General features: G+C 58.0%; 25 protein-coding genes and 2 pseudogenes. 8 read left to right on the forward strand and 19 right to left on the reverse strand.

Annotation, left to right across the window (positions count from 1 at the left end; all coding sequences use genetic code 11):
- Positions 1-1,301 precede the first annotated feature (1,301 nt).
- From ACZIRK_RS31275 to ACZIRK_RS31290, 4 genes are all read right to left on the reverse strand, one after another.
- Complete coding sequence (locus ACZIRK_RS31275) at positions 1,302-1,493, reverse strand: CsbD family protein (protein WP_130228987.1); 192 nt, start codon at positions 1,491-1,493, stop codon at positions 1,302-1,304.
- A 279-nt stretch (positions 1,494-1,772) separates the two neighbouring features.
- Positions 1,773-2,849: a sensor histidine kinase gene (locus ACZIRK_RS31280; RefSeq protein WP_474418776.1), complete on the reverse strand. Its 1,077-nt coding sequence runs from the start codon at positions 2,847-2,849 to the stop codon at positions 1,773-1,775.
- A 193-nt stretch (positions 2,850-3,042) separates the two neighbouring features.
- Positions 3,043-3,246 carry a helix-turn-helix domain-containing protein gene (locus tag ACZIRK_RS31285; protein ID WP_474418777.1) on the reverse strand — a complete coding sequence of 68 codons (204 nt, stop codon included), beginning with the start codon at positions 3,244-3,246 and terminating at the stop codon, positions 3,043-3,045.
- Between the two features lie 810 nt (positions 3,247-4,056).
- Positions 4,057-4,245, reverse strand: a complete 189-nt coding sequence (locus ACZIRK_RS31290) for a hypothetical protein (protein WP_130231582.1) — start codon at positions 4,243-4,245, stop codon at positions 4,057-4,059.
- Between the two features lie 323 nt (positions 4,246-4,568).
- Between ACZIRK_RS31290 and ACZIRK_RS31295 the strand changes: the two genes are divergently transcribed.
- Both ACZIRK_RS31295 and ACZIRK_RS31300 read left to right on the forward strand, forming a co-directional pair.
- Entirely contained in the window at positions 4,569-5,360 is a 792-nt protein-coding gene (locus tag ACZIRK_RS31295; protein ID WP_474418778.1) for a hypothetical protein, read from the forward strand.
- A protein-coding gene (locus ACZIRK_RS31300; protein WP_474418779.1) for an IS3 family transposase occupies positions 5,305-6,491 on the forward strand; the annotation gives its coding sequence in 2 pieces (ribosomal slippage) (positions 5,305-5,563 and positions 5,563-6,491; 1,188 coding nt in all). Before ACZIRK_RS31295 ends, ACZIRK_RS31300 begins: the two co-directional genes overlap by 56 nt.
- Positions 6,492-6,726: 235 nt before the next feature.
- Here the strand turns inward: ACZIRK_RS31300 and ACZIRK_RS31305 are convergent.
- From ACZIRK_RS31305 to ACZIRK_RS31320, 4 genes are all read right to left on the reverse strand, one after another.
- Positions 6,727-7,242, reverse strand: a complete 516-nt coding sequence (locus tag ACZIRK_RS31305; RefSeq protein ID WP_474418780.1) for a Phasin protein — start codon at positions 7,240-7,242, stop codon at positions 6,727-6,729.
- A gap of 502 nt (positions 7,243-7,744) precedes the next feature.
- Positions 7,745-8,023 (reverse strand): DUF1488 family protein, encoded by a 279-nt coding sequence (locus ACZIRK_RS31310; protein ID WP_474418781.1) that lies wholly within the window; start codon positions 8,021-8,023, stop codon positions 7,745-7,747.
- A 223-nt stretch (positions 8,024-8,246) separates the two neighbouring features.
- Positions 8,247-8,531 (reverse strand): hypothetical protein, encoded by a 285-nt coding sequence (locus ACZIRK_RS31315; RefSeq protein WP_130227741.1) that lies wholly within the window; start codon positions 8,529-8,531, stop codon positions 8,247-8,249.
- A gap of 36 nt (positions 8,532-8,567) precedes the next feature.
- On the reverse strand, positions 8,568-8,768 hold the full coding sequence (locus ACZIRK_RS31320) for a hypothetical protein (RefSeq protein ID WP_456646819.1): 201 nt from the start codon (positions 8,766-8,768) through the stop codon (positions 8,568-8,570).
- A 1,073-nt stretch (positions 8,769-9,841) separates the two neighbouring features.
- Between ACZIRK_RS31320 and ACZIRK_RS31325 the strand changes: the two are divergent.
- Positions 9,842-10,475: pseudogene (locus ACZIRK_RS31325) on the forward strand (tyrosine-type recombinase/integrase).
- 89 nt (positions 10,476-10,564) lie between these two features.
- On the opposite strand, the gene ACZIRK_RS31330 reads toward ACZIRK_RS31325, so the two are convergent.
- From ACZIRK_RS31330 to ACZIRK_RS31345, 4 genes are all read right to left on the reverse strand, one after another.
- Complete coding sequence (locus tag ACZIRK_RS31330) at positions 10,565-10,855, reverse strand: DUF1330 domain-containing protein (RefSeq protein ID WP_028162812.1); 291 nt, start codon at positions 10,853-10,855, stop codon at positions 10,565-10,567.
- A gap of 226 nt (positions 10,856-11,081) precedes the next feature.
- On the reverse strand, positions 11,082-11,813 hold the full coding sequence (locus tag ACZIRK_RS31335) for a hypothetical protein (RefSeq protein ID WP_474418782.1): 732 nt from the start codon (positions 11,811-11,813) through the stop codon (positions 11,082-11,084).
- 114 nt (positions 11,814-11,927) lie between these two features.
- Positions 11,928-12,587: an HD domain-containing protein gene (locus tag ACZIRK_RS31340; RefSeq protein ID WP_130227746.1), complete on the reverse strand. Its 660-nt coding sequence runs from the start codon at positions 12,585-12,587 to the stop codon at positions 11,928-11,930.
- A gap of 1,052 nt (positions 12,588-13,639) precedes the next feature.
- Positions 13,640-13,777 carry a hypothetical protein gene (locus ACZIRK_RS31345; RefSeq protein ID WP_165420990.1) on the reverse strand — a complete coding sequence of 46 codons (138 nt, stop codon included), beginning with the start codon at positions 13,775-13,777 and terminating at the stop codon, positions 13,640-13,642.
- 565 nt (positions 13,778-14,342) lie between these two features.
- Between ACZIRK_RS31345 and ACZIRK_RS31350 the strand changes: the two genes are divergently transcribed.
- From ACZIRK_RS31350 to ACZIRK_RS31360, 3 genes are read left to right on the forward strand one after another with little or no spacing between them, the layout of a single operon-like run.
- Positions 14,343-14,612: a hypothetical protein gene (locus ACZIRK_RS31350; RefSeq protein ID WP_130227737.1), complete on the forward strand. Its 270-nt coding sequence runs from the start codon at positions 14,343-14,345 to the stop codon at positions 14,610-14,612.
- Positions 14,605-14,901 (forward strand): hypothetical protein, encoded by a 297-nt coding sequence (locus tag ACZIRK_RS31355; RefSeq protein ID WP_130227736.1) that lies wholly within the window; start codon positions 14,605-14,607, stop codon positions 14,899-14,901. Before ACZIRK_RS31350 ends, ACZIRK_RS31355 begins: the two co-directional genes overlap by 8 nt.
- Positions 14,902-14,939: 38 nt before the next feature.
- Positions 14,940-15,239 carry a DUF1488 family protein gene (locus ACZIRK_RS31360; RefSeq protein WP_130227735.1) on the forward strand — a complete coding sequence of 100 codons (300 nt, stop codon included), beginning with the start codon at positions 14,940-14,942 and terminating at the stop codon, positions 15,237-15,239.
- Positions 15,240-15,278: 39 nt separating this feature from the next.
- On the opposite strand, the gene ACZIRK_RS31365 is transcribed toward ACZIRK_RS31360, so the two are convergent.
- The 7 genes and pseudogenes from ACZIRK_RS31365 to ACZIRK_RS31395 form a co-directional block, all read right to left on the reverse strand.
- Positions 15,279-15,572, reverse strand: a complete 294-nt coding sequence (locus tag ACZIRK_RS31365; protein WP_130227734.1) for a hypothetical protein — start codon at positions 15,570-15,572, stop codon at positions 15,279-15,281.
- A 149-nt stretch (positions 15,573-15,721) separates the two neighbouring features.
- Positions 15,722-15,997 (reverse strand): annotated as a pseudogene (rpsU, locus tag ACZIRK_RS31370) (30S ribosomal protein S21).
- Positions 15,998-16,152: 155 nt separating this feature from the next.
- Positions 16,153-16,395 carry a cold-shock protein gene (locus ACZIRK_RS31375; RefSeq protein WP_130227733.1) on the reverse strand — a complete coding sequence of 81 codons (243 nt, stop codon included), beginning with the start codon at positions 16,393-16,395 and terminating at the stop codon, positions 16,153-16,155.
- 673 nt (positions 16,396-17,068) lie between these two features.
- Positions 17,069-17,605: a ParB N-terminal domain-containing protein gene (locus ACZIRK_RS31380; RefSeq protein ID WP_130227732.1), complete on the reverse strand. Its 537-nt coding sequence runs from the start codon at positions 17,603-17,605 to the stop codon at positions 17,069-17,071.
- Positions 17,606-17,919: 314 nt separating this feature from the next.
- The gene (locus ACZIRK_RS31385) at positions 17,920-18,693 is read right to left on the reverse strand and encodes a DNA/RNA helicase domain-containing protein (RefSeq protein WP_474418783.1); all 774 of its coding nucleotides are present in this window, start codon (positions 18,691-18,693) and stop codon (positions 17,920-17,922) included.
- On the reverse strand, positions 18,680-18,823 hold the full coding sequence (locus tag ACZIRK_RS31390; RefSeq protein ID WP_456646824.1) for a DNA/RNA helicase domain-containing protein: 144 nt from the start codon (positions 18,821-18,823) through the stop codon (positions 18,680-18,682). Before ACZIRK_RS31390 ends, ACZIRK_RS31385 begins: the two co-directional genes overlap by 14 nt.
- A gap of 8 nt (positions 18,824-18,831) precedes the next feature.
- Positions 18,832-19,779 (reverse strand): DNA/RNA helicase domain-containing protein, encoded by a 948-nt coding sequence (locus tag ACZIRK_RS31395; RefSeq protein ID WP_474418784.1) that lies wholly within the window; start codon positions 19,777-19,779, stop codon positions 18,832-18,834.
- A gap of 324 nt (positions 19,780-20,103) precedes the next feature.
- On the opposite strand from ACZIRK_RS31395, the gene ACZIRK_RS31400 reads away from it, so the two are divergent.
- Together ACZIRK_RS31400 and ACZIRK_RS31405 are read left to right on the forward strand one after the other, a co-directional pair.
- Positions 20,104-20,487, forward strand: a complete 384-nt coding sequence (locus ACZIRK_RS31400) for a hypothetical protein (protein ID WP_349645102.1) — start codon at positions 20,104-20,106, stop codon at positions 20,485-20,487.
- 738 nt (positions 20,488-21,225) lie between these two features.
- Positions 21,226-24,015, forward strand: a complete 2,790-nt coding sequence (locus ACZIRK_RS31405) for an ATP-binding protein (protein ID WP_165435355.1) — start codon at positions 21,226-21,228, stop codon at positions 24,013-24,015.
- Positions 24,016-24,018: the final 3 nt, after the last annotated feature.

Consider the following 24,018-nt stretch of genomic DNA (forward strand, 5'->3'; position numbering starts at 1 on the left):
GCGACCGGACGTGTGGCGCTACCGCGTCGGCGGCAGCGATGGGCCATGTGTGGACGGCTCCTGTTGGCAACGAGAATCTTCACTTTCCGGCTTTGGTCGGAGCGGCCACGTGTTCGGCCTGTTTGCGCGGTTCACATACCGCTGGCCATAATGCCCTCCGCGGATCAGGTCCCGATCAAAAGCACGCATTCGTGGATGCCGTGGCCCATGTGGGTTGTCCTGATCGCCGGATCGATCGGCGCTGCATTAAGTGCTGTTCGCCCCTCCAACCGTTACGTCACGCCGCAATATCCGGCGCGATTCCTTTACGCCGCAAGTGCGGCGGGCTCGCCAAGCCGATCATGTCCGTCGTGAGCTTGCGAGAGCACCCCAATCCGTCTCGCACGCCGCAAGAAAGAAGCCGACCCGTTCGCGCACGCAGCCGGACAGCTCCGTCTTGAGGTCCTTCGGGCTCTCCCCGAGGAGCGATCGGAACAGCATCGGGAGCAGGACGAGATCCAGGAACCTGCGCAGCGTCCCCTTTGCGTCGATCTGCCACGAGCGCTGCAACGTCCGATGTGGAAGGTAGACCGGACTACGTCGAGCTCCTTTATAAGCCTAGGGTTTGACGTCGCGGGTTGAGACGCGGTTCAAAGCAATGCGCGACAGGGGCGGCTAAACTCAGACCGTTGAAGTGCACTTCCGTTAATGGCCCTAAAGGCGACATACCTCGCCCAGCCTCCAGTCGCATCCGTCGGTTTCCCGAGCCGTTCATCTACCAATGTTAAAAATGTGAATGGCCTGATTTCGAATTAACTAGAGCAACTGTTTGTATGGTGAAACGTCGGGACCATCTGGCCCCATCGGCGAAGTGGCAATGGCCCTCGTCGAGGTCCCGCTTGGCGTGGCATGGCCGACAAGATTTGCTCACGCTGAGTTCTACAGACTTTGCCCCAAACGTACGTTCGGCCGGCCATTGCTGAGCTCCACCGAAATAACCAAGACAGTCTTTCTCCATGCATCGAAACCAGATGCGCGGTCTGGCGTTGGGATCAATGGACGATGATGATTTGCAAGCCCGCAGTGAACAAGCTCTCGTCGTAGTAACCCTCAGTACGGCAACGCTGATCGCATGCGTTACCCTTTTCGTATCTCAATTGTAAGGCCGCCGCAGTTAGCGGCGTCTTTCGTTTGGAATGCCACCTCCTGCCCCGAAAAGGGCATAGCGGCACGTCCAAGCTCTTCGTCACTCAGCCCGACCGCCCTGTGGCAAAAGAAAAGGCCGCCCGGAGGCGGCTAGGCCTTGGTCTTCCCTCTTGTGCTTATTTTTTGAGGGCGCCAGCGGCGTCCCGCGCTGCATCCTTCACATCTCCGGCCGCGTTGTGTGCGGATCCCTTCGCCTTGTCGATCTTGCCTTCGGTTTCCATCTCCTTGTCGCCAGTGAGCTTACCGGCACCTTCTCTGATGGCGCCTTTTGCCTTGTCGGCAGCGCCCTTCACATGTTCGCGATCCATGGTGGTGTTCCTTTTGCTGTGCGGAAGACCAGCACAACGAACGAGTTACGCAGTGGTTCCTCGGAGAACAAGCACGGGTCCGGCCCCGCACACGAAGACTTCTGAATTTGGCCCTTGGCTGCCATCGCGAACGCGAGGAGTAGGTCGGCTACCGGGTCGAAAGCGGTCCAAAATGTGCTGGTCCGCCAATTCCGAATCTGACCCGGAGCGGACCCTTGACACGGCCCGGTTGAAGTAGCGCGTCGTCAGGTCGATTGAAGGCGTGCCGACGGTCGGCCGCTAGACGCTAGGCTTAGGCATTCGGAGTGTGACGCGGCAACCCCGATCCAGATTTTCGTAATCATCCAGATTTTCGTAATCGATCATGCCGCCGAGTTGCTGTGATAACAGAGATACAACCCGCGATCCGACGCCTTCCGGCTGCTGCGTTCGGATGCCGACGCCGTTGTCACTCACAGTAAGGACCACTTCTCCATCGGTATGAAGGTCGACGTGGATATGCCCCGGCCGCCCGTCCGGGAAGGCATACTTTAGGCTGTTCGTAACAAGCTCATTGACGATGATCGCGATTGGGACGGCCTGCTCGCTGTGAATATACAGCTCATCCGCCCGAGCCGTGATCGCCACAGGGCTTGTCCCAGTCAGTGACGCGGAAAGATGCTGGCATATTTCTGTGAGATACTGCTTTGCATCGACGACCTTCCGCTCGGCCCTGATCGTGAGGTGATCGTAGACCTTTGCCATCACCTGGACGCGTGAGGCCATGTCGCCGAGCGCGTCGGCCGCGCTCACGCTAGCCTGCTTGGCCTGCAATCGCATCATCGCGGATATCATGGCTAAATTGTTCTTCGTGCGATGCGCCAACTCCATGAGAAGAACCGTTTTCGCTTTCTCGGCGGCAACCACCCTCTCCAGTTCGTTACGGAATCCCTCTGCAACTAGGCCGATACCGAGACCTGTCGCAACGAACAATCCCAAAGGTAGAAGATGGGCAATCCACGGTGCAGCGGGCGCGGCGTACACCGCATATAACGTGGCGAGTGCCGTCCCGAAAAATGAGCTAGCGCGATCGAACAGAAGGCCACATAGAAAGATCCCGGGAAGAAGGAAGAACAATCCGCCGAAGCCGCTTTGCGATTGCAGACCCATTTGCACAAGCATGAAGAACGCCATGATGAGGGCGCTCGTCCCAAATCGGATATAGGCAGGTTGCGGATGAGCGGGAAGGAAATAGAGCAGGCGTTCCATTGAGTAGAAACCGTCTGGCGGCGCTTTGAGTTCCCGAAACTCTCGGCCAATGTCGCTATTCTGTGAGGCGCCTTGCTCCGGCGGCGGCGGGCTGTAGGTGCGCTGCAACAGGGAAATTCGTCATAGATGCGAGCCCTCTTCGTCGGCTCCTGGCCCTTCTGAGACATGCCGACCGCTATGATGAATGTCCGCATTCGAGGGCAAAGCGGAAAACATAGGCTCACATTGAGTTCTTCTCAGTTTGACCCGGAGCAGAAGTCGCAAGCTAAGATGACCCGAACTTCGATATTGAACGAGGCTATCATGTCAAAAGGCGAGCGATTTCCCGCAGTCGATCGACGTCTCGAATCTCAATTTGTCGATAGTCACAGAGCAACACCTTATCGGCCTGTAGCCGGCGGAGAACCGCGTTGATGGTCTTGCGTGTTAGTCCTGTCATTTCACCGAGCGCTTGCTGGCTAAGTGGCAGCGCGTCAAGTCTGGCGGTTACCTCCGCTATGGCCAAAAGTCGCGGCGACTCTCTGAGTGGGAGGCAGAGTCAACATGTCGGCGCCGAACCTCATGGCGTAGCGAAGCTGGCGGTTGCCGCTGTGGCCGCAACATCGCTAACTGTGCCGGCACAAGCTGCGGTGTTCAGAGGATTTGGCGGCTTTCACGGTGTTGCGGTCGGGCGATTCGGCGGCGTTCACAACTTTCACTACGGAGCCTATCGGGGCGGCGGTTATTGGCGTGGTGGATACTACCACGGCGGCGGCTATTGGGGTGGCGGGTATTACCGCGGCTGCTGCTACGGGGGTGCCATTGCCGCAGGTGCCGCAGCGGGCGTTGCCGTGGGCGCGGCAGCGACGTCAACCTTCGCTGCACCGGCTGCTGTTTACGCGTCTCCGCCAGCCGCATATGTCGCGCCGCCGGTCGTATACGGATCACGAGGCTATTACTACATACGTTGATTAGCTCAACGTGTGTCACCGAGTGCTCATTCATATGCGTTGGATATAGCTAGTCTGACTCGGCAGCTCCCACTTGTCTGCTGGAATGAGAGTTCCAGCAGACGCCACCGACGCATGCTGACGTCCTCAGCGGTAACCATTGCACGGTTCGGCTGCTAGTTGCTCTCAGGTAGGCCAACCCGAAGGAGGCGATATGATCATAGTGATATTCGTGCTGGCGATGTGCATTGCCGCGGCGTACGCGGTCCTGGCGTTGTTGCTCTAGCGAACAGCCCGACTAACGCGCGGGCCGCCGGGGCCCGTTGCTTCCGCTTTCCGAGCGCCTTGAAAATATCGACGAAGCCGAGCGCCGGTTTGCGAAGCTGCTAGAAAAACGATTTGACCGTCAGCCCTGCTGCGCGGGCATCCTGTATGAATGTATGCGCTTCCTCATTGGACATTGTAAGGTCAGCGCCGCCGAGAAATTCCTCTCCTTTGGGTGTGTTCGCACGGAGCATCGTCTCGTGTCTGCCTACATCAACCGTATAATCAATGTCGCTTAGTGCTTCGGGCATGGCATCCTCCTCGATCCCGAAGCGAGCATATTGTGTCCATTTCAACCGGTCCTACAAGGCGACACTTGCGAGATAACGCTGCGGCGCGGTCGATCGTGGTCGGGGGGGGTATCTGTGGGCAGACCTGCCGTATTGGTCCGCTTGTAGCCCATCAGCGAAGTGGCGACACCCCTCATTGCGGTCCGCTTACTGGGGCGGAGCGGGCCAGATTTGCTCACTCTGTGTTCTTCGCATTTTGACCCCAACCGGACATCTATTCGACGTCGTAAAGCCGACGACCGTCCGGTAACAATTTGTAAGACACGTGAACTTAGTCAGCAAACTTGACCAACGCAAAGCCGCAAAAATCTGCTAAGTTGAGCAGTCGGGCGTCTGACCCTGCGGGGGAGGCAATGGTGACGAACTCGGAAGTCTCCAGCGACCGACCGAACAAACCCGCGTCCGATAGTGACCCACTGAACAAAACGCCATCTGCTAACGAGCCATCGGACCAACCGGCATGGACTGTCAACTGTAGGGATCGCCTGCGGACGCGATTGCGATTGATCGGTGGAGCGCTCGCTTCGATCGCGGCTATCGGCGTGATCGCGGGTAGCTTCGTCGGCTACTGGATTGTGTGGAAGACGCTCCGCACCGACGTGTTTCCGGACAAGCAACAGACGCAGATGGAGGCTACGACCCGGCCCGATATTGCTCCCCGCTTATCACTAGTCGTCCTACCGTTCGCAAATCTCAACAGCGATCCGGAGCAGGACTATTTTGCCGACGGCATTACGACCGATCTGACGACCGACCTCGCGCGAATGCCCGGCGCATTCGTTATCGGACGCGGAACGGCCTTTACATACAAGAACAAGCAGATCGACTTCAGGACGCTTGGCAAGGACCTTGGCATCCGATGGGCGGTCCAGGGCGCGGTGCGGCGCAGCGGGGATCAGGTCCGGGTCAACGTATCACTTACAGATATCGCGAGCGGTCGGGACGTCTGGTCCGATCTGACCTGCCACTGCGTATTTCCTCCAGATGGAGTTAGAGTCCGGCCCGCAGAAGGACGGACAGATGGAGCGAGCAAGATTTTCGGAAGAGCAGATTATCGCAGTGTTGAAGGAGCATGAGGCTGGGGCGAAGACGGCTGACCTTGCTCGCAAGCATGGGATTTCCGAGGCGACGATCTACAATTGGAAGGCCAAATTTGGCGGTATGGATGTCTCCGAGGCCAAGCGGCTGAGGGGCTTGGAAGAGGAGAACGCGAAGCTAAAGAAGCTTCTGGCCGAGCAGATGCTCGATGCGGCCGCCCTTCGCGAGCTTCTTTCAAAAACACGGTAGGGCCCGCCGCCAAACGCGCTGCGGTCGCGCATCTGCAGGCCGTCATGAGCCTGTCGGAACGGCGGGCCTGCTCGATCGTGAGCGCGGATCGGAAGATGATCCGCTATCGGTCCAGCCGCCCTCCAGAGGCAGAGCTGCGAGGCCGGCTGCGAGATCTCGCCAACGAGCGGCGGCGTTTCGGCTACCGCCGGCTGTTCGTCCTGCTGCGGCGGGAGGGCGAGCCGTCGGGGATCAACCGGATCTACCGGCTTTATCGCGAGGAGGAACTCGCCGTCCGCAAGCGACGGGCTCGGCGCAAGGCTGTGGGGACCCGGGCCCCGATCCTGGTGGAGGCCAGGCCCAACGCGCGCTGGTCGCTCGACTTTGTCCACGACCAGTTCGCCAATGGCCGGCGCTTCCGCATCCTCAACATTGTCGACGACGTCACCAAAGAATGCCTGGGCGCCATTCCGGAGACGTCGATCTCGGGGCGGCGGGTGGCCCGCGAACTCACGACAATCGTCGAACGACGTGGCAAGCCAGGAATGATCGTGTCCGACCATGGCACCGAATTCACCTGCAATGCCATGCTCGCCTGGAGCAAGGATGCCGTCATCGACTGGCACTTCATCGCGCCCGGCAAGCCGATGCAGAACGGCTTCATCGAGAGCTTCAATGGCCGAATGCGCGATGAGCTGCTCAACGAGACCCTGTTCTTCGATCTCGACAACGCCCGCGCCAAGATCGCCAACTGGATCGCTGACTACAATCTCCGGCGACCTCACTCATCGTTGAAATACCTAACCGCCGCGGCCTATGCCGCCAACCTCACCGCAACGGACGATCGGCTACGCAATCCCGACCAGCTCCGCCGATCGTCCGTTGCTCCACCCGCGCCACTTGGCGTACAAAACTCCGAGACTCTAACCGCCGCTGGATGAAAACGCAGTGGCAGGTCAACGAGACCAATGTTCGGGAAAGGCCTTCGCGCGCACTCAGGCTCGCTTTGTCCGAATTTGCCCGAACGAGACCACCAGAGCCGCCTATCGATAGGTCCGGCTTGGGCCAATGGCAGACGTTGATCCGCCCCTCAGTGAGCCTGCACTCGCCCAGCGAAGCAAGCAAACCGTACTCAGCGTTGCGTCCATCCATTTACGCAGCGGGGGCACTTGCCCATCATTGTTCAGCCAGAACCGTGAGCTTCCGAGACGCATCGATGCGCCAGAACGGATATGCAGCCATTTCTTTCGCATGCTGCCCGAACATCTCGATCCGTCTGCTTGTGAATTCCATAATGACGGCGAAAAAATCAATTGGCGACCTGATCGCCGTAAGCCTCAGGCCGAATTCAAAAGCAAATTGCCCGTTGGCCTGAGCTATCTCAAGAAGCTTCGCTTGATAAGCCTGCATGTTTGCCGTCGCTAAAGCGGAGCCTTTCGCTGGATCGCTATCCCTCATCCTCTGACTGAGGTCACCTGGTAACGCATCCACCCGGGTCTCAATGGTGGGAGCATCGTGTTTTGGATCGTCATGCAGTTTTAAAGGTGGTTCCATCGAGACCGTCGCAACAGAGCGCAGAAAATCGTCTTTCGGGCTTCTAACAATTGCCTGCTTGTTCCGTTGGGCTCGCGCGGCTACCTTTTTGGGATTGCGGACGCGCGTTGACGCTGTTCCCAACTTGCGCTTGCTCATCTGGCGCTCCAAGGAAATGGGGTCCGACCACAACGGTCATTTCTGAAAAGACAACAGGCTTTGCGATGTGGCGTTCCAAAGCCTCGGATTATGAATTGAGACCAATCGCACGGTCTGGAAGTCGATGATGATAGGTAGCAACTTCCAACCAACGAACGCCTAGCTGGAGATCCGACAGACCCATGTCCAACGGCAGCTGATTTTGCTGGAGCCAATGACTGCTCTGGGTCAAAATGCGAAAAACTCAGCGCGAGCAAATCTGGTCCGCTAATGCCTGCTAAATGGACCTCAATTAGAGGTCCCGCCACTTCGCAGATGGGCCAATAGCGACATGACGTTCCGGCGTCGCGAGAAAGTAAATCGAGTTCGGTGCTGCGAACCGACTACCAGCATTCGCGAGCCCGAGCACGCCAACTCGTATTAATGCAGCCCAAAGCACAGGCGTTTTCGATGGAATTGCAGGTATCGCGCTGGGCATGATGCTTGCTGACTTCTCCCGTGATTATGTTTTGAAGTCGATACTGCGCAAGATAATGCCTGGAGAAGTGCCTTCGAACTCCATAGCTAGGACTTTGCGAGCGGCACGCTCTTCAAACCGATCGCGGAGTTTCATGATTTGCGCCTCGCGCTGGTTGGACCCGGACCGCGCTACACCTTCCAGATCATCCATCGCGAAAGTCGAGATGGCGCACGGTATCTCCCTTTGGCCGTCAACCATCGAAAACAGCATGACCATCCTGTCGAACTCGTAGCCGAGAAATCGACCACGCGTGAGCGCCATTGGACCTACTCCTTTCCATCAGGTCGAAATCAACCGCCCGACGCTTGAAACCGCCCGATCGTTTACGCGACTTGCCATTGGAGCTTTGAAGGCCGGACGAGATCCGCGGCTATGTGTCCTATGACGTGGAGCGGCCAATCTCGCTCTCGTGCAGCACTGAGCACGTGCAGCCGCTGGACGGACGCGGATCTATGGACAACGCGTTGGATGCCGCTAGCCATTTCTACTTCTTTTTGCCCTCAGCGAAGGTCGGCTGCCATCCCGCACCCTTTTGGCTTGGTGCTGCGGCGATGACTTTGATCTTCTTCTTTTTGGGTTTCTTAGCTTCCCGATTGCTTCTTTGTTGACCTTTGGCCATGTCGATCTCCTTGGGTTTGAGGATGACGCAAATTGAAATCCAGAATTGGCCAAATTCGTAGTCAGAAATTATCATCCGGTTCAGACAGGCGACCGTGTCATCGCGTCTGAGCAAAAATCGGGGGTCAGGCCCTCGCGCCGGAATCGCCATTCCGGTGCACCGGAGAGGGGAAACTCTTGCCGTGGATCAGGTTTTGCGCTTCCGGGCCGCCGCTTCGGCCTCGCGAGCCAGTCGTTCAGCCTTTAACCGCTCGCGGTTTGCATGAAACGCCGCCTGCGTGCGTTCATACTCGGACATCGCTACTTTGGCATCGGCTTCCTTGAAGGCCCTTCGCGCCTCACGTTGGGCGGCAGTGGGGGGCCTGCGTTCGTAATTATAAGCGGTCATTCCTCCTCCTTCGGCGATAGCCGTAATCGGACAGGTTTCTCGCTTCCAACCGGGGCTTGTTGGGGTGCTGCATGGTTATCCGACTCCCGGCTGCCGGACTTTGTTCCGCTCTCGGGCGAGACGTGGTGACGCGGCCGACCGGCCCGGACCCATATTGGTCTGATAGCGGGCCCCCCTGGGTATACTTTTAGACCTTGCGCATGCGCTCTTTGGGTATACGCTGCTAGCCATCACCGCTCTTCCTGGGCATCCATCGGTGACTGAGAGTGTTGCGCTCCCGCCACAAAGGGAGTGCCGCATGCCCGACGCGCAACTCACTAACAAGCTGCCGTCACGCCAACTCGTGCGGCCCAGGTGTCCCATGTGCCAAGCCCACATGGAAGTCCTGCATGTGGCGCCGGGGAGACCCGGTTTTGAGTACTGGACCTTAAGATGCAAGAAATGCGGGCTTATCCATGAAGCTCAGGCCGCTGCGGATCCGATCAACTCCGAAGCACTGGGCTGGTTCGACGGCGAACTGAAGCCGCCCCGATAAAGCTGTTGCCGGGCGAATGAGCGCCTGCCGGCGAGGCTCTCGACAAAAGGAAGCTCCCTCGTGAAATACGACCTATACAACAGTAAGGGGAGACTACGTCGGCCTGGTCATCGGTCCCGCCATTTTCGACCTTACCGGCAAGTTGCTCTATGAGCTCAAAGGCACCAAAATTTACCGAGAATCCGGTGAATTGATTGGCCATCTGTATCGCGCGGGCGCGTCGGAAACGCTGCGCCTCGACAGAGCAGCCGACCGATTGTTCTCATCGCGCGAACGAGAGCGCCGCAGATAGAGGCTGTCACGGCGCATGGTCTTTACTCCTCCCAGGTACGCTCGCCGCCCTCGCATTCAAACATCATCGTTCGGACCAGAGTCGGACTACCTCCGCACTTGCACCGCGCGATGACCGCTACGGTCAAAATCCGTCGCCCGATCGGTCGAATTGGACCCAAGTACGTCTTCAATCGTCTGAAAGCCGACGTCATTTCAGAGGTCACCGGCTTGAGAATGGTCGACCTCATTAATTGAGGAGGTCACCATGATCGAAGTCTTAAGCACCATCGAGAAGGTCGCAAAGCACGTCCCGTGGAACAAGGGTAAGATCGTCGGTGCGAAGCCACCACTCCGTCCGAAGCACCTCTGGTCCATCCGGACAAAGCTCCAGGTCGAGGGCCGGCTCCGCGATCTGGTGCTGTTCAACGTGGCCATCGACAGTAAACTTCGTGGCTGCGATGTCGTGGCGCTGAAGGTCGATGACATCGCGCCAAGCGGCAACGCGGCTGATCGTGCAATCATCCGGCAGAAGAAGACGGGACGACCGGTCAAATTTGAACTCACCGAGTCGACGCGCCAAGCCGTCGACGACTATCTGAGAGCGACGGGCAAGAAGCCGGGAGAATACCTATTCACCGGCCGGCGGCGACCTAGTTGTCTAACCACTCGGCAGTACGCGCGGCTTCTGTCTGATTGGCTTACCCAGCGTCGGGCTTGATCCACACCTGTTCGGAACACATTCACTTCGGCGAACAAAGGCGACTCTGATCTACCGGCGGACGTGCAACTTGCGAGCCGTGTAGCTTTTGTTGGGCCACACGAAAATCGAGAGCACCGTCCGATATCTGGGCATTGAGGGCGACGACGCGCTCGCCATAGCAGAACAGGTTGACGTCTGAACTACCGGGGCAGAGCGGACATGCTCTGCCCGTGCTTTATCAGCGGCTTCGCGCCAACAGCGGACACCAACGTGCGGCCCAGCGGGCCATCAGCCGAGGCCCTCCACGCCGACCAAACGCGCTGAGCTGCAAGAGTCTCTTATGCTTTTGAGTCCTTGGTACGTTGCGCCATTGTAAAAGGCCTCAAATGCCGCGATTGACGGGAATTCCAGCAAGACAATCCTGCGAGGTTCCCAATCTCCTTCGTAGACCTTGTGAGCTCCGCCTCGAGCCAGATATTTGCCTCCGGCCATCTCCAGCGCAGGCTTCACACCCGACATGAATTCCTGGTATTGCTTTGGGTCACGAATATCGACGTCAAAAATCATGTAAGCCGCCATTTGCGGTCTCCCGATCCAGTTGTATCGAACGCCGCTCCCCAGTGAGGCAGCATCGGGGGCTGCATCCACTCGCGTCAAATCAAATGTCCGCAAGGGGTCAACAGCCCCGATTAGCTGATCGGTCGGTCACTTCCGCTTTACCCCGATAAAGCGGACCATTTCGAAGCCAAGCCGAACTTCGCTCTTGGGCCATAAGCGGAAGTGCCTTCGAGGCAGCCCGCCGACGCTAGAAGCCCATCCTTTCACGTCTTCGATTTGCAGGTTCAAGACGCCGACTGACGCAACGCAGTTCACTCGCGGCGTCCTCCCTGGTCGCTGGTTGATCGCCGCAGCCGAATCTCTTCCCTTTCAAAGATCTGCTCAAAGATAGCTCAGCCACCAGTCGGAACGGCGTTGTTTGAGATCGGCGAACCAGCGGCAGAGTGGATAAAGAGCTGCGACCACCAAGAACCAGATGACGTAGACGCCCGCAAGGCTTAGGCCATAAGTCGAGGGCCGCGCACCCTGGGCCATGCTGGATAAGGAAGGAGGCTGTGCCGCATTGAACCCACGCGAGGACGACCGCGGCTGCATGGATCAGGAAAATATGGACGACGTAATAGATGAAAGGCACGCGTCCATAAGTGATGATGAAGCCCGCGACTGTGCCGCGTGCGCGTTCGAACAGCGCGGGGACCAGGAAAGCGGGGCCTAGCGTCATCGCGCGATAAAGTAGCGACGGCGGATATTTTTCGCAATCCAGGAACGACAGCAAGGTCGGGAGCCACGAGCTCTGCATCAACCATGGCCGCGGATCGCCATGTAGATTGGAGGCCCGCAACGCGATGAAGCCCGCAAGCGTCACTATGCCGAGCGTCGCAAACCAGCGTCGCCGCGCGTCCTGTTCAAGCTCGAACAGGGGCCAGAGCGCATAACCGGCCGCCATCACGCCGATCCAGGGTACGAGCGGATAAAGCACGAACAGCCTCGCGGACGGCCCAACCTGCACAAATCCCGGTCGATGCAAAACGTGCCATATCCACTCCACCGCTCCCAACTGATCCCCGCTAATCGTCAGGGCTCACCCTGTTCCTCAACCTGCCACGGTAGTGCTAGCGGCCCAACGCGAGCTCCGCATCAGGCTGCAAAAGTTGCGGCGGTGAAAATGGGGGTCCTTGTCGGCCATGATATCGGCGAGGCCGGTGTCTTGGGTCATTTCCGGCCGGTGCTTGAGGCCGTCGTAAAACACCTGGAGAAGGTCCTCCGCGAATTGCGGCGGACGGGGATAGGCCGTCGCCACCGCCTCCCGCTGCGCGTCGGTGAATTCGTCATAGCCAAGGCTTACCAGATCCATCATCACGCCCTCCGCAGTAAGCGCGGCGACGGGATGCAGGTGCGCGGAGATTCCCGGCGTGGTGTGCAGCGCGATCGCAAGCCAGACCTTCTCGATATCACTTTCCGAGATGCCGTGGCTTCGCAGGAAGTCGCGCGCCGCATTCGCGCCGTCCACCTCGAAGCGCAGCCGACTTTCCCGGAAGCCGGAGGTCAGGCCGACATCATGGAACATGGTCGCCGTGTACAACAGCTCCGGATCGAAGGTCAGCCCCTTCCGCTTCCCGGCCAGGGCACCCCAGAAATAGACGCGCGTGGAGTGCTGAAACAGAAGGTCGCTCTCGGTGTCGCGAATGAACTGCGTTGCTTCGCGCGCCAATTGGCTGTCGGGAATCTTTACGCCGGAAATCTCGTTGACCATCATGATCCATCCTCCATCAGTATCAGGTAAGGCCCGAACTCACGCCTTTCAGGTCAGGGCCGTGGTGACCGGCATTACCGCTGGTTTCTGAACTGCCGTTAGTAAGCCCGCTTTAACCTGACGATGCCCCTTCAAGGAATGGAAGAACAACTCCACATTCAGCAACCCGCGAAGGGGAGTAGCCAGAAGGTGCCGATCGCCTCAGCGACGCATTTGTGGATGGTGCTTCTGTTCATGGGCTCCTCCCTTGGTTGATGTAACCGATCGGTTCAGGAGCGACGTCGACAAAGCGGTCGATCAAAAGCGGCTCGTCGGGAGCCTAGGTTCAACGCAGGACCTTTAACTTACGTTAATAGTATACGCCCCACTGCCCCGGCTGGAAAGCGGCGCTGGGCCGGCCCCCGCCAAAAACCGAGCCGAAGGTCCGGAAGGGGTCAAAAGCGCCGATTGGAAGGTCGACCAGTCACTTCCGATCTACCCCGATAAGCAGACGATTTCCGATCCCGTCCCGGACTTCGCATTCGGGCCAACAGCGGCCATCGGCGATGAGGCAAGCCCGCGATTTTGCGATCCGAGAAAGATCGAGATGGGGAGTTATCGGACGCCAGACATATCGAGGAAGGGCCGAAGCGCCTTCATCGCTTCGTCTGCCACGACTGCTCTAGCCCGGTAAGCTGGACCACAAATTCCGCGCGGATGGCCGGCATAAAAACCAGCGATTTGCTTTCGGGGGCGTCCTTCTCAAACGACCATTCTCAGCCGAACGGATTGGCGGTTTGACCTATTGTGTACTCTATACCTTTGATATTTCCTCAGGCGGCCTTCATGTCGTTTTCGGCGGGCGTAATTTGCTCTTGGTCTATGCTTGAAAATCCGGGACCTGCATTGGACCGATGTAAACGCACTTGATACACCGAAACTTACGATCGCCTGTGACGATCACGAAGTGCATCGGTCATTCCTGCCCTTGTTAGCCCAGCGAGGGCAGGCGGATCACAGGACTTGCGAGATGCCAAAAGCTGAATGACATAATCGCTACGACCGATCAGCGGCTATTTCTTCCTCCCTGGCGTCAAGCTCGGCTGCTGCCAGGTCGCAGCTTTCTGGCTAGGCGCTGCGGCGATGACCTTGATCTTTTCTTTCTTGGGCTTCTTGGCTTCGCGGTTGCCTCGTTGCTGGCCTTTGGCCATGGCGGTCTACTCCTGCTTTTCGAGATGGTTGAAGCGTCTGACAACAGGACCTGCCCGCGCGGGGTACAGATCCTCACGTCGATGCAGCCTTCTTGCACGAGCTGCCTCGCCTTCCTCAGCGCGGCCGCCACCGTGACGCGCCGAGATGTTCGCTGATACCTTCATGGTGGCCGCTGACCAGGTATTTCAGTTTAGGCATGGAAGACGGCCACCGCGATCACAATGATCCCGAGCAACCGCAGGACGATGGCCGGCGGTACGATCCACTCGGTCAGACGAAATTGCCGCAAGGGTACACGCCTGCGCTTTGCGGCGGGAGCGTGCGCGGCCCTCAGTCACCGATGGATGCCACGGTAAATGCGGTGATAGCCGACCCTACGCCTATGTTTTGGGAATAGCGAGCGCTAAAGCATTTTGCGTCAGCTGCGACAAGAGCACGCGCGAAGCGATGGAATACCTCTATTGGCCGCGCGGGCCAAGAAAGCGATGGCTATTGCAGCACAAGGAGCGCATGCTGCTCTCGGGGCCAGCGCAGACGCCGGCGTTTTGCGAAAGGCAGGCGCGCATGACCATCCGTTCCCGACGAGAAGTCGTCACCTTCAAGCACCCGTTCCGAATCAGGGGTATCGATCGCCTGTTGCCCGCCGGCGCCTATGAGGTCGTCACCGACGAGGAGACGATCGAAGGGCTATCGTTCGAGGCGTTCCGCCGCGTCGCCACCATGATCAAGGTGCCGGTGGAAGGCTCTCGCGGGTTGGCGATGGAGGTGGTCTCGATCGGCTCTGTCGATCTGGCCGACGCGCAACGCATTGACGCGAGCGCATCCGATGCCTGACGAACCGCTCGATCTCGACCGTCACCGCGGCATGGCGGCGCAAAAGGCAACCGACATCCGCCGTGCGCTCGCGGAGGTCGAGACCCGTGCACGGGAACTGCGCGAGCGCCGGGCCGAGGTGGAAGACCATCTGTTGTCGATTCCCGCCGCGTCGTGGCCGGAGGCGGCCGCCAAGGCGCGCTATGTGCTCAAGCTGTACGCCGCGGGCCTACCGCCGGAAGACACAAGGCATCGCGATCTCGTCGCGGCCATCCTCGTGGACTTTGCTCGGCTTAGCGAGCGGGGCTGAGGCATCAGTGGCTGCGCCGCTGTCAAGGAGTGGGTCATATGACGCTCATGCCAGGCCGCTTCATCGGCTATGAATACGACAGGATGGTCGTCCTGTTCTCGATGCTCGACGGCCAGAGGGAGGTCCCCTGCGCCATTTCAACTTCAGCCATGGATGAGTTGGAGGGTGTGGTGCGCGCGAGAGCGGGCCAGCGCGAGGCGCAATTCATGCGGTTGCGCGAGCGCATCGAGACCTGCGCCGCCGGCAAATATCAGGCGAGTGAGTTCGAAGGCACGCCGCCCAGCATTATTCTGCGCAGCATCGACTTCCGAAAAGACCGCACTTCGGCAAGTGAGTAAGCCAAACGTGCATAAGGAAAGTTATCTGACGAGATCGCGTTAGTGCTGAACTTCTTTCAGGCGGACGACAAGGCCCGTAGGCTCGGGCTGATGTGTCGTCAACTTCGTAAAGTCAGCGTCGGCCCAATCCGCCAGACTTATTACCTCTCCTTCCTCAGCCTCCATCCCAAAAACTTCGAGCAGTTCCAGCACGTGCAGCCCCTTGGGATCGAGAAAGAACGTATGCTGCCCAAACAGCTCGCGGAATTGTGCGGCTGCCGGATGATCCTCGGCAAGCACTTGTGCCTGAAACTGTGACAGCGTTTTCGTTATCTGGGCTTCATTCAACTTCATGACCTGTTCCTGATCTTCAGCCCCTGAGCCCTTCGTCTATTGCTCCGTCGTCGTAGCTCAGAGCTCGTTGTGGATGGCTGCGTTACGGAGCAGTTGCAAATACCAAGTCGGCGGGCGACTGGCCGATCCGTCTCACACGCCCATTAGATTTAGCGTATGCCGCTAGTGGTGACGGGCAGCGTTAGCATACGCTTGCTCACGACTCGTTCCCTTTTTTGTGGCGCGGCGATGAGCCCCTCGCGGATGGCCTGTTTCCGAGCAAGCTTACGGGCGCGGCGGATAGCGTCTGATTTCTCTCTGGTCTTTTTGCCGCTTTTCGTAGCAGCGACGGCGTTTCATTCCCTGAACACGCGCTCGCGCTGTATTTTCGTCTTGAGAACTCGAAGCGCCTGGTCGACGTTGTTGTCGCGAACAATTACCTGCAAAGTTGCTGCTCCCTCCGAGTTGCGGCGCCAGATCGGTTATAGTCGTGGCAACCTAAGCGTGGCGACCGACCCGGCCAATGATCCCAGATTGAAGGAACAGATTGCCCTTCACGTGCAAGAGCCCGCTCAATCCTGAGATCGAGCGGACCGCACCGTCATTCCAGTACATCCGTGAAATGACGAAAACTTTTATGCGAGGGAGGGTTCTCTGCGCTGTCTTTACCGCTCTTCCGGTCGGTCCTGACCTCGTAGTTCACCCGTTGGCCCTCGGCGAGGCCACAGAGGTCCGCACGCTCGACCGCGCTGATATGAACGAACACGTCCTTGTCGCCATCGTTGGGTTGAATAAACCCCAAGCCCTTCTGCCCCTTAAACCACTTCAATGTACCTGCAGCCACACCACTTCTCCAAAGCGCAACGCGCATCCTCTCGCGTGGACTCACGCGATTCCAAAATCCAATCCGACGATGTCTCTGGAAAAGGGCCGCTTGGACCACTCAACATGGCGCGACGGCTAATCGAACAATCAGTAAGGTAGTCACTTTCTTCGAGAATACAAGGCTGGTTTCCTGCGCTGCCCGAAGTCGCGGCGGCGAGCGAGAACCCGCCATCCCTCACAAACGTCCAGCGCGGAGCGGTGTGTCTGGAAGGGTCAGTATTACTCCCCCTGATCCACACAAAGGGTGGCTTGGACCGCTTAGGGTCACAAGCCGATGTCGGCGGTCTACTCTGCCTCCGGCCGCTCTCCCCCAAAGAAACGGCACATAACGAGCTGACGGGCCCAGGTGCTAGCATATACGATCGTAAACCCGCTAACTCCGCAGCGTTCGCGTATTGACAATTATGGAAGAAGTGGGCCGGGGGCATAGTGGCTGTTCGTCCTCATCGGCACTCCTTAAGCCTACGGAATACCCCATCGCTCTATCACTAGGTTTTCGAACCCTAAGTTCGCTCGACAAACCCGTCGGGAGGCCGCGCGCAGGCGAGAGCTGCTCTTCAGCCGAGTGGACTAATTTCGGAATGAAGCTGTCAACGTGGTCATTTTCAAAGTCGCCGTAGCCGAGTCGACAATCAGTAACGACCACCATCGCGCTTCTGTTGCGTGAGCCATTCCGATAAGGTCTTTGGTGTTGATGCTGGAGTCCTGCGATTTAATTGGCTCGGGGTTGCTTGGAGATTGTTCCGGATGCCTTTCGCCGGGCCTTTTCGCAGAAGCTCCGCTGAGCCCGCCTCGATGACAGCCTTTGGAGCAAGAGCTAGTTGCTCGGCAGCCTCCTTTTCGAGGCGCAACTTTTTTAAGCGCGCCATCTTGTCGCGCTCCGCTTCTGCCTCAGCGCTATGGGGTAAAAGCGTCTTTTGGTGAGCAATCTCGGCCGAGCCCAAGAGCCCGATGATGGTTTTTTCGCCAAGAGCCTTGCAGGCCTCCAACCTGTGCAGTCCCTCAACGAGGACGAAGCGGTCTTCATCGGGTCGAACGACAATGGGCGCTTGTTGCCCGATTTCCAGAATACTTTCCGCGATTTCTTGAACGAGCTCAGGCTTAAGAGCTTTCTTTCTCTTCACAGGAACATAAATCTTGTCGATGGGGAAGCGTTCCGGTGTAAGCATAGCCTGTACTCCGTAGTGACTGAGCCCATCCAAAACCACCCAGGGCCGGCGGCAGGATCTTAGGGATAAAGCCCTCTAGCGCCAAGGCCAAGGCAATCTCATCGAGCCTGCCAGCAAGGTGATGGGTCGGCGGCGATCTGGCGCGTGACGGGCGAGCAGCAGAGCAGAGGAGCCTGCGGCCGTGAATCCGCTGCTATCTCAGTGCATGAGGCCACCTATCGGCTGCGTCGGCTTTGCGCAAAAATAGCCGTTCGCAAATCCGATGTTATGGAAAAAGTCGGCCGATGGCCCATTTGCTAGCCGCAGTCGCGCACCTATGAAATAAGCGGCAGACCGCATTTTGAGAGGAAAGCTGCTGTTCCGTCGTAGTACGAAGACGGACGAGTGGCGTCGATGACATCGCCAGCCGGGACGTAGATGACCATGCCCTGGCGGGCGCGCGTCAGCAGCACACGGTAGGCATTGACCAGGTAGATCTTGCGGTTCTCATCATTGACGTTCAGCCAGCGCGTCCCCGAAAACCGATAGCACTGCCATTTGCCATCGATCGAGCGAAGATCGGCGTCCCAGCAGACTCCCACCCAGTCGAGCTCAAGGCCCTGTATATCGAACTCGGTCGCAGGGTCTTCCATATAGTAGGACGAGCGAACGTCGTCTCTTCCGTTCAGGAACCAGGTTGGAGCATCAATCTTTTCGTGGACGTTGATCCCCTCCGGCTTTAGGCGGGATGCGCCTGATGACGCCACCAGGCCAACTCGTTCAGAACCTCGCGCGCGATCGCGAAGCCACTGCTTTGCCTGCGCTAGATTTCGCGTTATCGCGATCGGATATGACGCCTTGACCGCCTGATAGATTTTCTTGGCCTCATCAGCTTCACCCGCGACCAGTGCACCAACAAACTCCGACAGCTTTTCGGCACGAAACGACCGAACCGAGACAGCAAGGTGGAGCGCCGACAAGGATTGCCTGTCGAGCCCCTCGAGCTCGGCCAATGGTAGTCGCGGTGCGCCAACTTCGTAGACGTGTAGACTTTCCAGCCACGGAAACTCCGCTTGAGCGCCGAAAACCACTCGCTCAAGCCAGCTCACCGGCGTTGATCTCCTGCCCTCCGCCAACCAGGCAAATGATGACGCACCAGCCGTCATGCCGATCCATCACGCTGATAAGGAATTCGGGCTCCGACATCTGAAAATTCGGCTGACCTCTCTTCTGGCCCATAAACTTCGCTAAGGGTTCATGTCCCAAGCGCGCTGCGCCTCGTCGAACACAGCAACACGCTCGATCGGCGGCTCGGAAGTCACGACATTACTGTCGCGAAAGTGCATGATGTTTTGAACAAAGCTGTTCACCTTCCGAGCAGCGTCCGATTTCTTGGTCTTTTGACCCTGCTCCTTCAGTCGACCGTACTCGTCCCGCGCGAGGGCCTCGCGTAGAACCTCCGCCAAAGGGCCGTTTCCAGAAAGGAATACCGCATGCTCTTCTTTGTGCGCCTGGGTGCGCAGCGTCACCAAATTGAGTCCCGCCAATGTCTTTCCGGCACCGGGCACTCCAGTTACGAAGCAGATTGCCTTGCGTTGATGCGCCTTGGCGTCTTCGATGATGTCCGCAAGACGTGCCGCCGTCTCGCTGAGGTTCTTTGCGCCGGCGTCGGACCTCGTGATGTCTTCGACGCGGTGTCCTTGGTATAGCGCCTGCGCCGCCTCAATGATCGTTGGGGTCGGCTTGTACCCAGTCCGCGACCACTTTCCACCGTCAAGGAAAGCTTGTCCCGGCGTCTGTTTGACCATCTCGTCGACAATCCTCCCGAGATTGCTGCCATTTGAGCCGATTGGGCTGGCCACCCCGTCTGATCCCCACGTCAACTCGAACGGAGATTCATCAGCCATCGTCGCAACAACGATCGGAACTATTCGGCGATCGTGGCTACCGGCATGAAAGTTCTTGAGGTCGAGGGCGTAATCCATCACCTGATCGAATGCCGCCGCATCGAATTGATGCGAACCCACCTTGAACTCGATAACAAAGACGAACCCCGCAGTGACCAACACCACGTCAGCCCGCTTGCCCATACGAGGGATAGCAAATTCAAAGGCGATCCAACCGTTGAGGCCCCGGAGTTGGCGTCGAACGATATCGATCTGGCCTAGCCACGCATTGCGCTGCAGCGCGTCCAATGCAAACGGGTTTCGCTTGGCGAGATGTCCCAGGATCGCTTCGGAGGGCTGATCGAAAACGTCCGCGATCGGGCTAGAATAATACGCGGTAACTAGAGCGGTCGGAGCCCGTGCTTCAACGGTTGATCCTATGTATTTAGAGAATATCAATCTCGCAAACTGGCCGAGATACTAGCCAAATCTTCCGATTATCGCGTTCTTCGCAAGCTTATCCCAAGAGATGAGTTTGCAATATGCAATGGGCAAGCTACGAGAACTGGCATTCTGCTCGACCTCGAGACTACTGGACTGAACACGGCGCAGGACGAAATCATCGAACTTGCCATGGTCAAGTTCACCTATCTGCCGGACGATAGAATAGCGGCCATTACGGAGGTCTTTTCTGCCTTCAACGAGCCGTCAATTCCGATACCGGAAGAGATTACCGAGCTCACGGGCATTACGGATGAGATGGTATCGGGCCATCGTATCGATCCCGATGTCGTTGCGTCCTTCGCATCCGACGCAGTTCTGCGTCATAGCCCACAATGCGAACTTCGACCGAAAGTTTGCGGAGCGATATTGGCCTCAGTTCGAGAGGAAGCCCTGGGCTTGTTCAGCGACGGAAGTCGAGTGGCGAAAGCACGGATTCCACGGGTCTCACCTAGGTTATCTATTGGCCAGCGTTGGTCTCTTCCATCAGGCGCATCGAGCCATCGACGACTGTAGAGCATTGATAGAGATCCTATCGTCGGACGTCCCGAAACTGAATCGATCCGCCTTCGCACTCCTGCTTGAGCGAGCTCGCCGCAAGACTATTCGTATTTGAGCAGAACAATCTCCGTTTGAGCTGAAGGACACGCTCAAGAAGCGGGGCTATCGCTGGCGCGACGGCTCCGATGGAAGGCCGCGGTCTTGGCATATTGACGTGGACGAGGCCAGTCAAACAGCTGAGATCGAGTTCTTACGAAAGACAATTTATCTGCGAGATGTGGATCCGCGAATCCAGATGAGCGCGATGAATAGGTTTTCGAACAGGGTTTGATCTCGCTGTGCTGTCGTGGAAACTCGGCTAGGCGCTGACCGCCAGTGGCTTTTGTATTTAATTCCGATTCCTTGCGTGCGAAGTAGGGTGGGATGCGCGAGTTCCCCCCCACTGACAATTGGGGACTTCCGAATACCTAGCCCGCTGACACGCACCGGAAAATTTGATTGAATCGGGGCGCTCACCGCCCGCAGAGCGCCAATCTATACACGTTTGTTTCGCTGCGCGGTCCGGCGTAACAAGCTCGAATCTGGGATCGTGCGGAACGGAGATCGAGTTGCAGATTCTGTAGGCGAAGGAGAAATAATCGCAGCTAAACGCGGGTCAGGCGCGACTACGAAAATGGAAGGTAGCTAGTGACCTCCGCTGATCGCATAGCATCATTTGGTCCATTTCGCCTCTTTCCGGGGCAGATGCTGTTAATGGAGGATGAAACCCCGGTTCGTCTCGGCAGCCGGGCCTTGGAAATATTGATCGCGCTTACCGAGCGCTCCGGTGAACTGGTTAGCAAGAATGAATTGATGGACCGGGTCTGGCCTGACACGACGGTCGACGAAAATAGCCTTAAGTTTCATATCTGCTCCCTCAGAAGAGCGCTTGGTGACGGACAGCCAGGACGGCGCTATTTGGCCACTGTTCAGGGGCGCGGCTATACCTTCGTAGCACCAGTCGAATTTTCCTCTGCAGTAAAGCCGATAACACCACCGAGCGCCGCGGTTGATCGCAAGCACAATCTGCCAAGTCTACATACGCGAGCGCTGGGCCGAGGCGATACCATCAGTGCGCTGCTGGATCGGTTTCCGCGACAACGGTTAATCACCATTGTAGGGGAAGGCGGCGTTGGCAAAACAACGGTTGCCCTCGCCGTCGCAGAGGCAGTCATCGGGACGTATGAACACGGAATTTGGTTTGTTGATCTCGCACCGCTTAACGATGAGCATTTTGTTGCAGGTGCACTCGCTTCCGCACTGGGGCTTGAGACGCATTCAGAGAACCCGATCCCAGAGCTTGTCGCGCACCTGCGGATTAGACGGATGCTGATCGTGCTCGATACATGTGATCACGTGGTCGGAGCAGTAGCTGCATTGGCGGAGCAGATCTTGGCTGCCGCGCCGCAGGTGCATATCTTGGCGACCAGCCGGGAACCGCTGCGTGCGCAAGGCGAGCAATTGCACCGCTTACCGCCTCTCTGGGTTCCGCCCAATCCATCGAGGATAACAGCTTCGGACGCTCTTTCATTTCCTTCGATCCAATTGTTCGTCGAGCGAGCGGCAGCGATGCTTGAAGGTTTCGAGCTGGAAGAGGCTGAGGCGCCTGCCGTTGCCGAAATCTGTCGAAAGCTCGGAGGGCTGCCGCTCGCTATCGAGCTGGCTGCGAGTCGTGTTGAGGCCTTTGGTGTTCGACAATTGTCGTTGCTGCTAAGCAGTCAACTTAACCTCCTGAACTACGGTAAGCGTTCCGCGCGGCCACGACATCGAACGCTAACTTCTGCGCTTGACTGGAGTTACGAGTTTCTGCCCGAAGTCGAACGTGCACTGTTGCGCCGCCTGTCGGTCTTTCGCGGCGCCTTCACGTTGGAGTCTGCAAGCGCAGTGGCTTCGGTTGCAAATTCCGACGTGTCGAATGATCTGGCCAATTTGGTCGCGAAGTCGCTCGTGGCGGCAGACGTTGGTGGCGCTGTTGTGCAATATCGATTGTCGGACACGCTGCGCGTATACGCGGCGCAGAAGCTCGCCGAAAGTGGCGAGCTCGAGCAATATGTACGCCGTCATGCCGAGCATCAGAGGGATTTATTCGAGCAAGCGGGGGCAGAATGGACATCGCAGCGGACTGACGAGTGGCTGGCCACGCATGCTCGTCACATCGACGATCTACGTGCGGCCCTGGACTGGGCTTTTTCGCCGAAAGGCGACGCGGCGGTCGGCGTGGCTCTTACCGTCTCCGCAGTGCCTATGTGGTTTCGATTGTCGCTGATAAGCGAGTGTCGCGGACGCGTCGAACAGGCGCTCGCCGCTTTCCAGCCTGGATCGACCGAAGACGAACGCCGCAAGATGCAGCTATACGCCGCGCTGGATTGGTCGAGATTTTTTTTAACAGCATCTGTGCAGGATACTGGCTTCGCGTGGACCATTGCCCTCGAACTCGCCGAAAGGTTCGGTGATACCGACTACTCACTGCGCTCGCTCTGGGGTCTGTGGGCCGGACGCTTAAACAGCGGCGATTTCCCCGCGGCGCTCGAGCTTGCAACCAAGTTTCGTAACCTTGCCGCGACGGAGGCCGATCGCGCTGACCTGCCTGTCGGCGATCGAATGGTAGGCGCATCGTTACATTTCCTGGGGGACCAGATAGGTGCGCGGCAGCACATCGAGCCCATGCTCTCTCACTACATCACCCGTGATCACCACTCAGATGTGGTCCGCTTTCAGTTCGAGCAAAGCACAACGGCAAATATCACGATGGCCCGAGTTCTCTGGCTGCAGGGATTCGCCGATCAAGCGATGCGTACGGTCAAGGATAGCATCGAACACGCATTGTCGATCGATCACACGCTTTCCCTATGCAACGCTCTCGCCCAATCCGCGTGCCCGGTCGCCTTTTTGGCCGGCGATTTGCCGGCTGCGGAAAGGTACACGACAATGCTCATCGACCGCGCCGATCGGCACGCAGTGGAGGTTTGGCTTATCTACGGCAAGTGTTTTAGAGGCCAGCTGCTCATCCAGCGCGCCGATGTAGACGCTGGATTGCGGCTTCTCGGCGCCGCTGTTGATGACCTTCGCAAGGCGGGCTTTGCCCAGTACCTCACTGCATTTCTCGTGGCCTTCGCGGAAGGCTTAGCTCGTAGCGGGCAAGTCGCACAAGGACTTGCTGCAATCGAAGAGGCTCTCACGCGATCCCAGCGGAATCAGGAGCGATGGTGCTTTGCCGAAATTCTGCGCGTCAAGGGCGAGCTCATTCTTCGGACCCGCCACCCTGCGGCTGCCACAGAGGCTGAGGGGCACTTCTTGCAGTCAATCGATTCAGCGCGCCGGCAGCAAACGCCGTCTTGGCAATTGCGCACGGCGATGAGTTTAGCTGAGTTGTGGCGTGGTCGGGACAAGCCTGCCGCGGCGGAACAGCTTCTATCATCGGTCTACAACAAATTCAGTGAAGGTTTCGCGACCAATGATCTAAAGAGAGCACGCGCACTGATCGATCAGTTACGCAACACTTAGCCT

The sequence above is a fragment of the Bradyrhizobium sp. Leo114 genome (genome assembly GCF_055229415.2).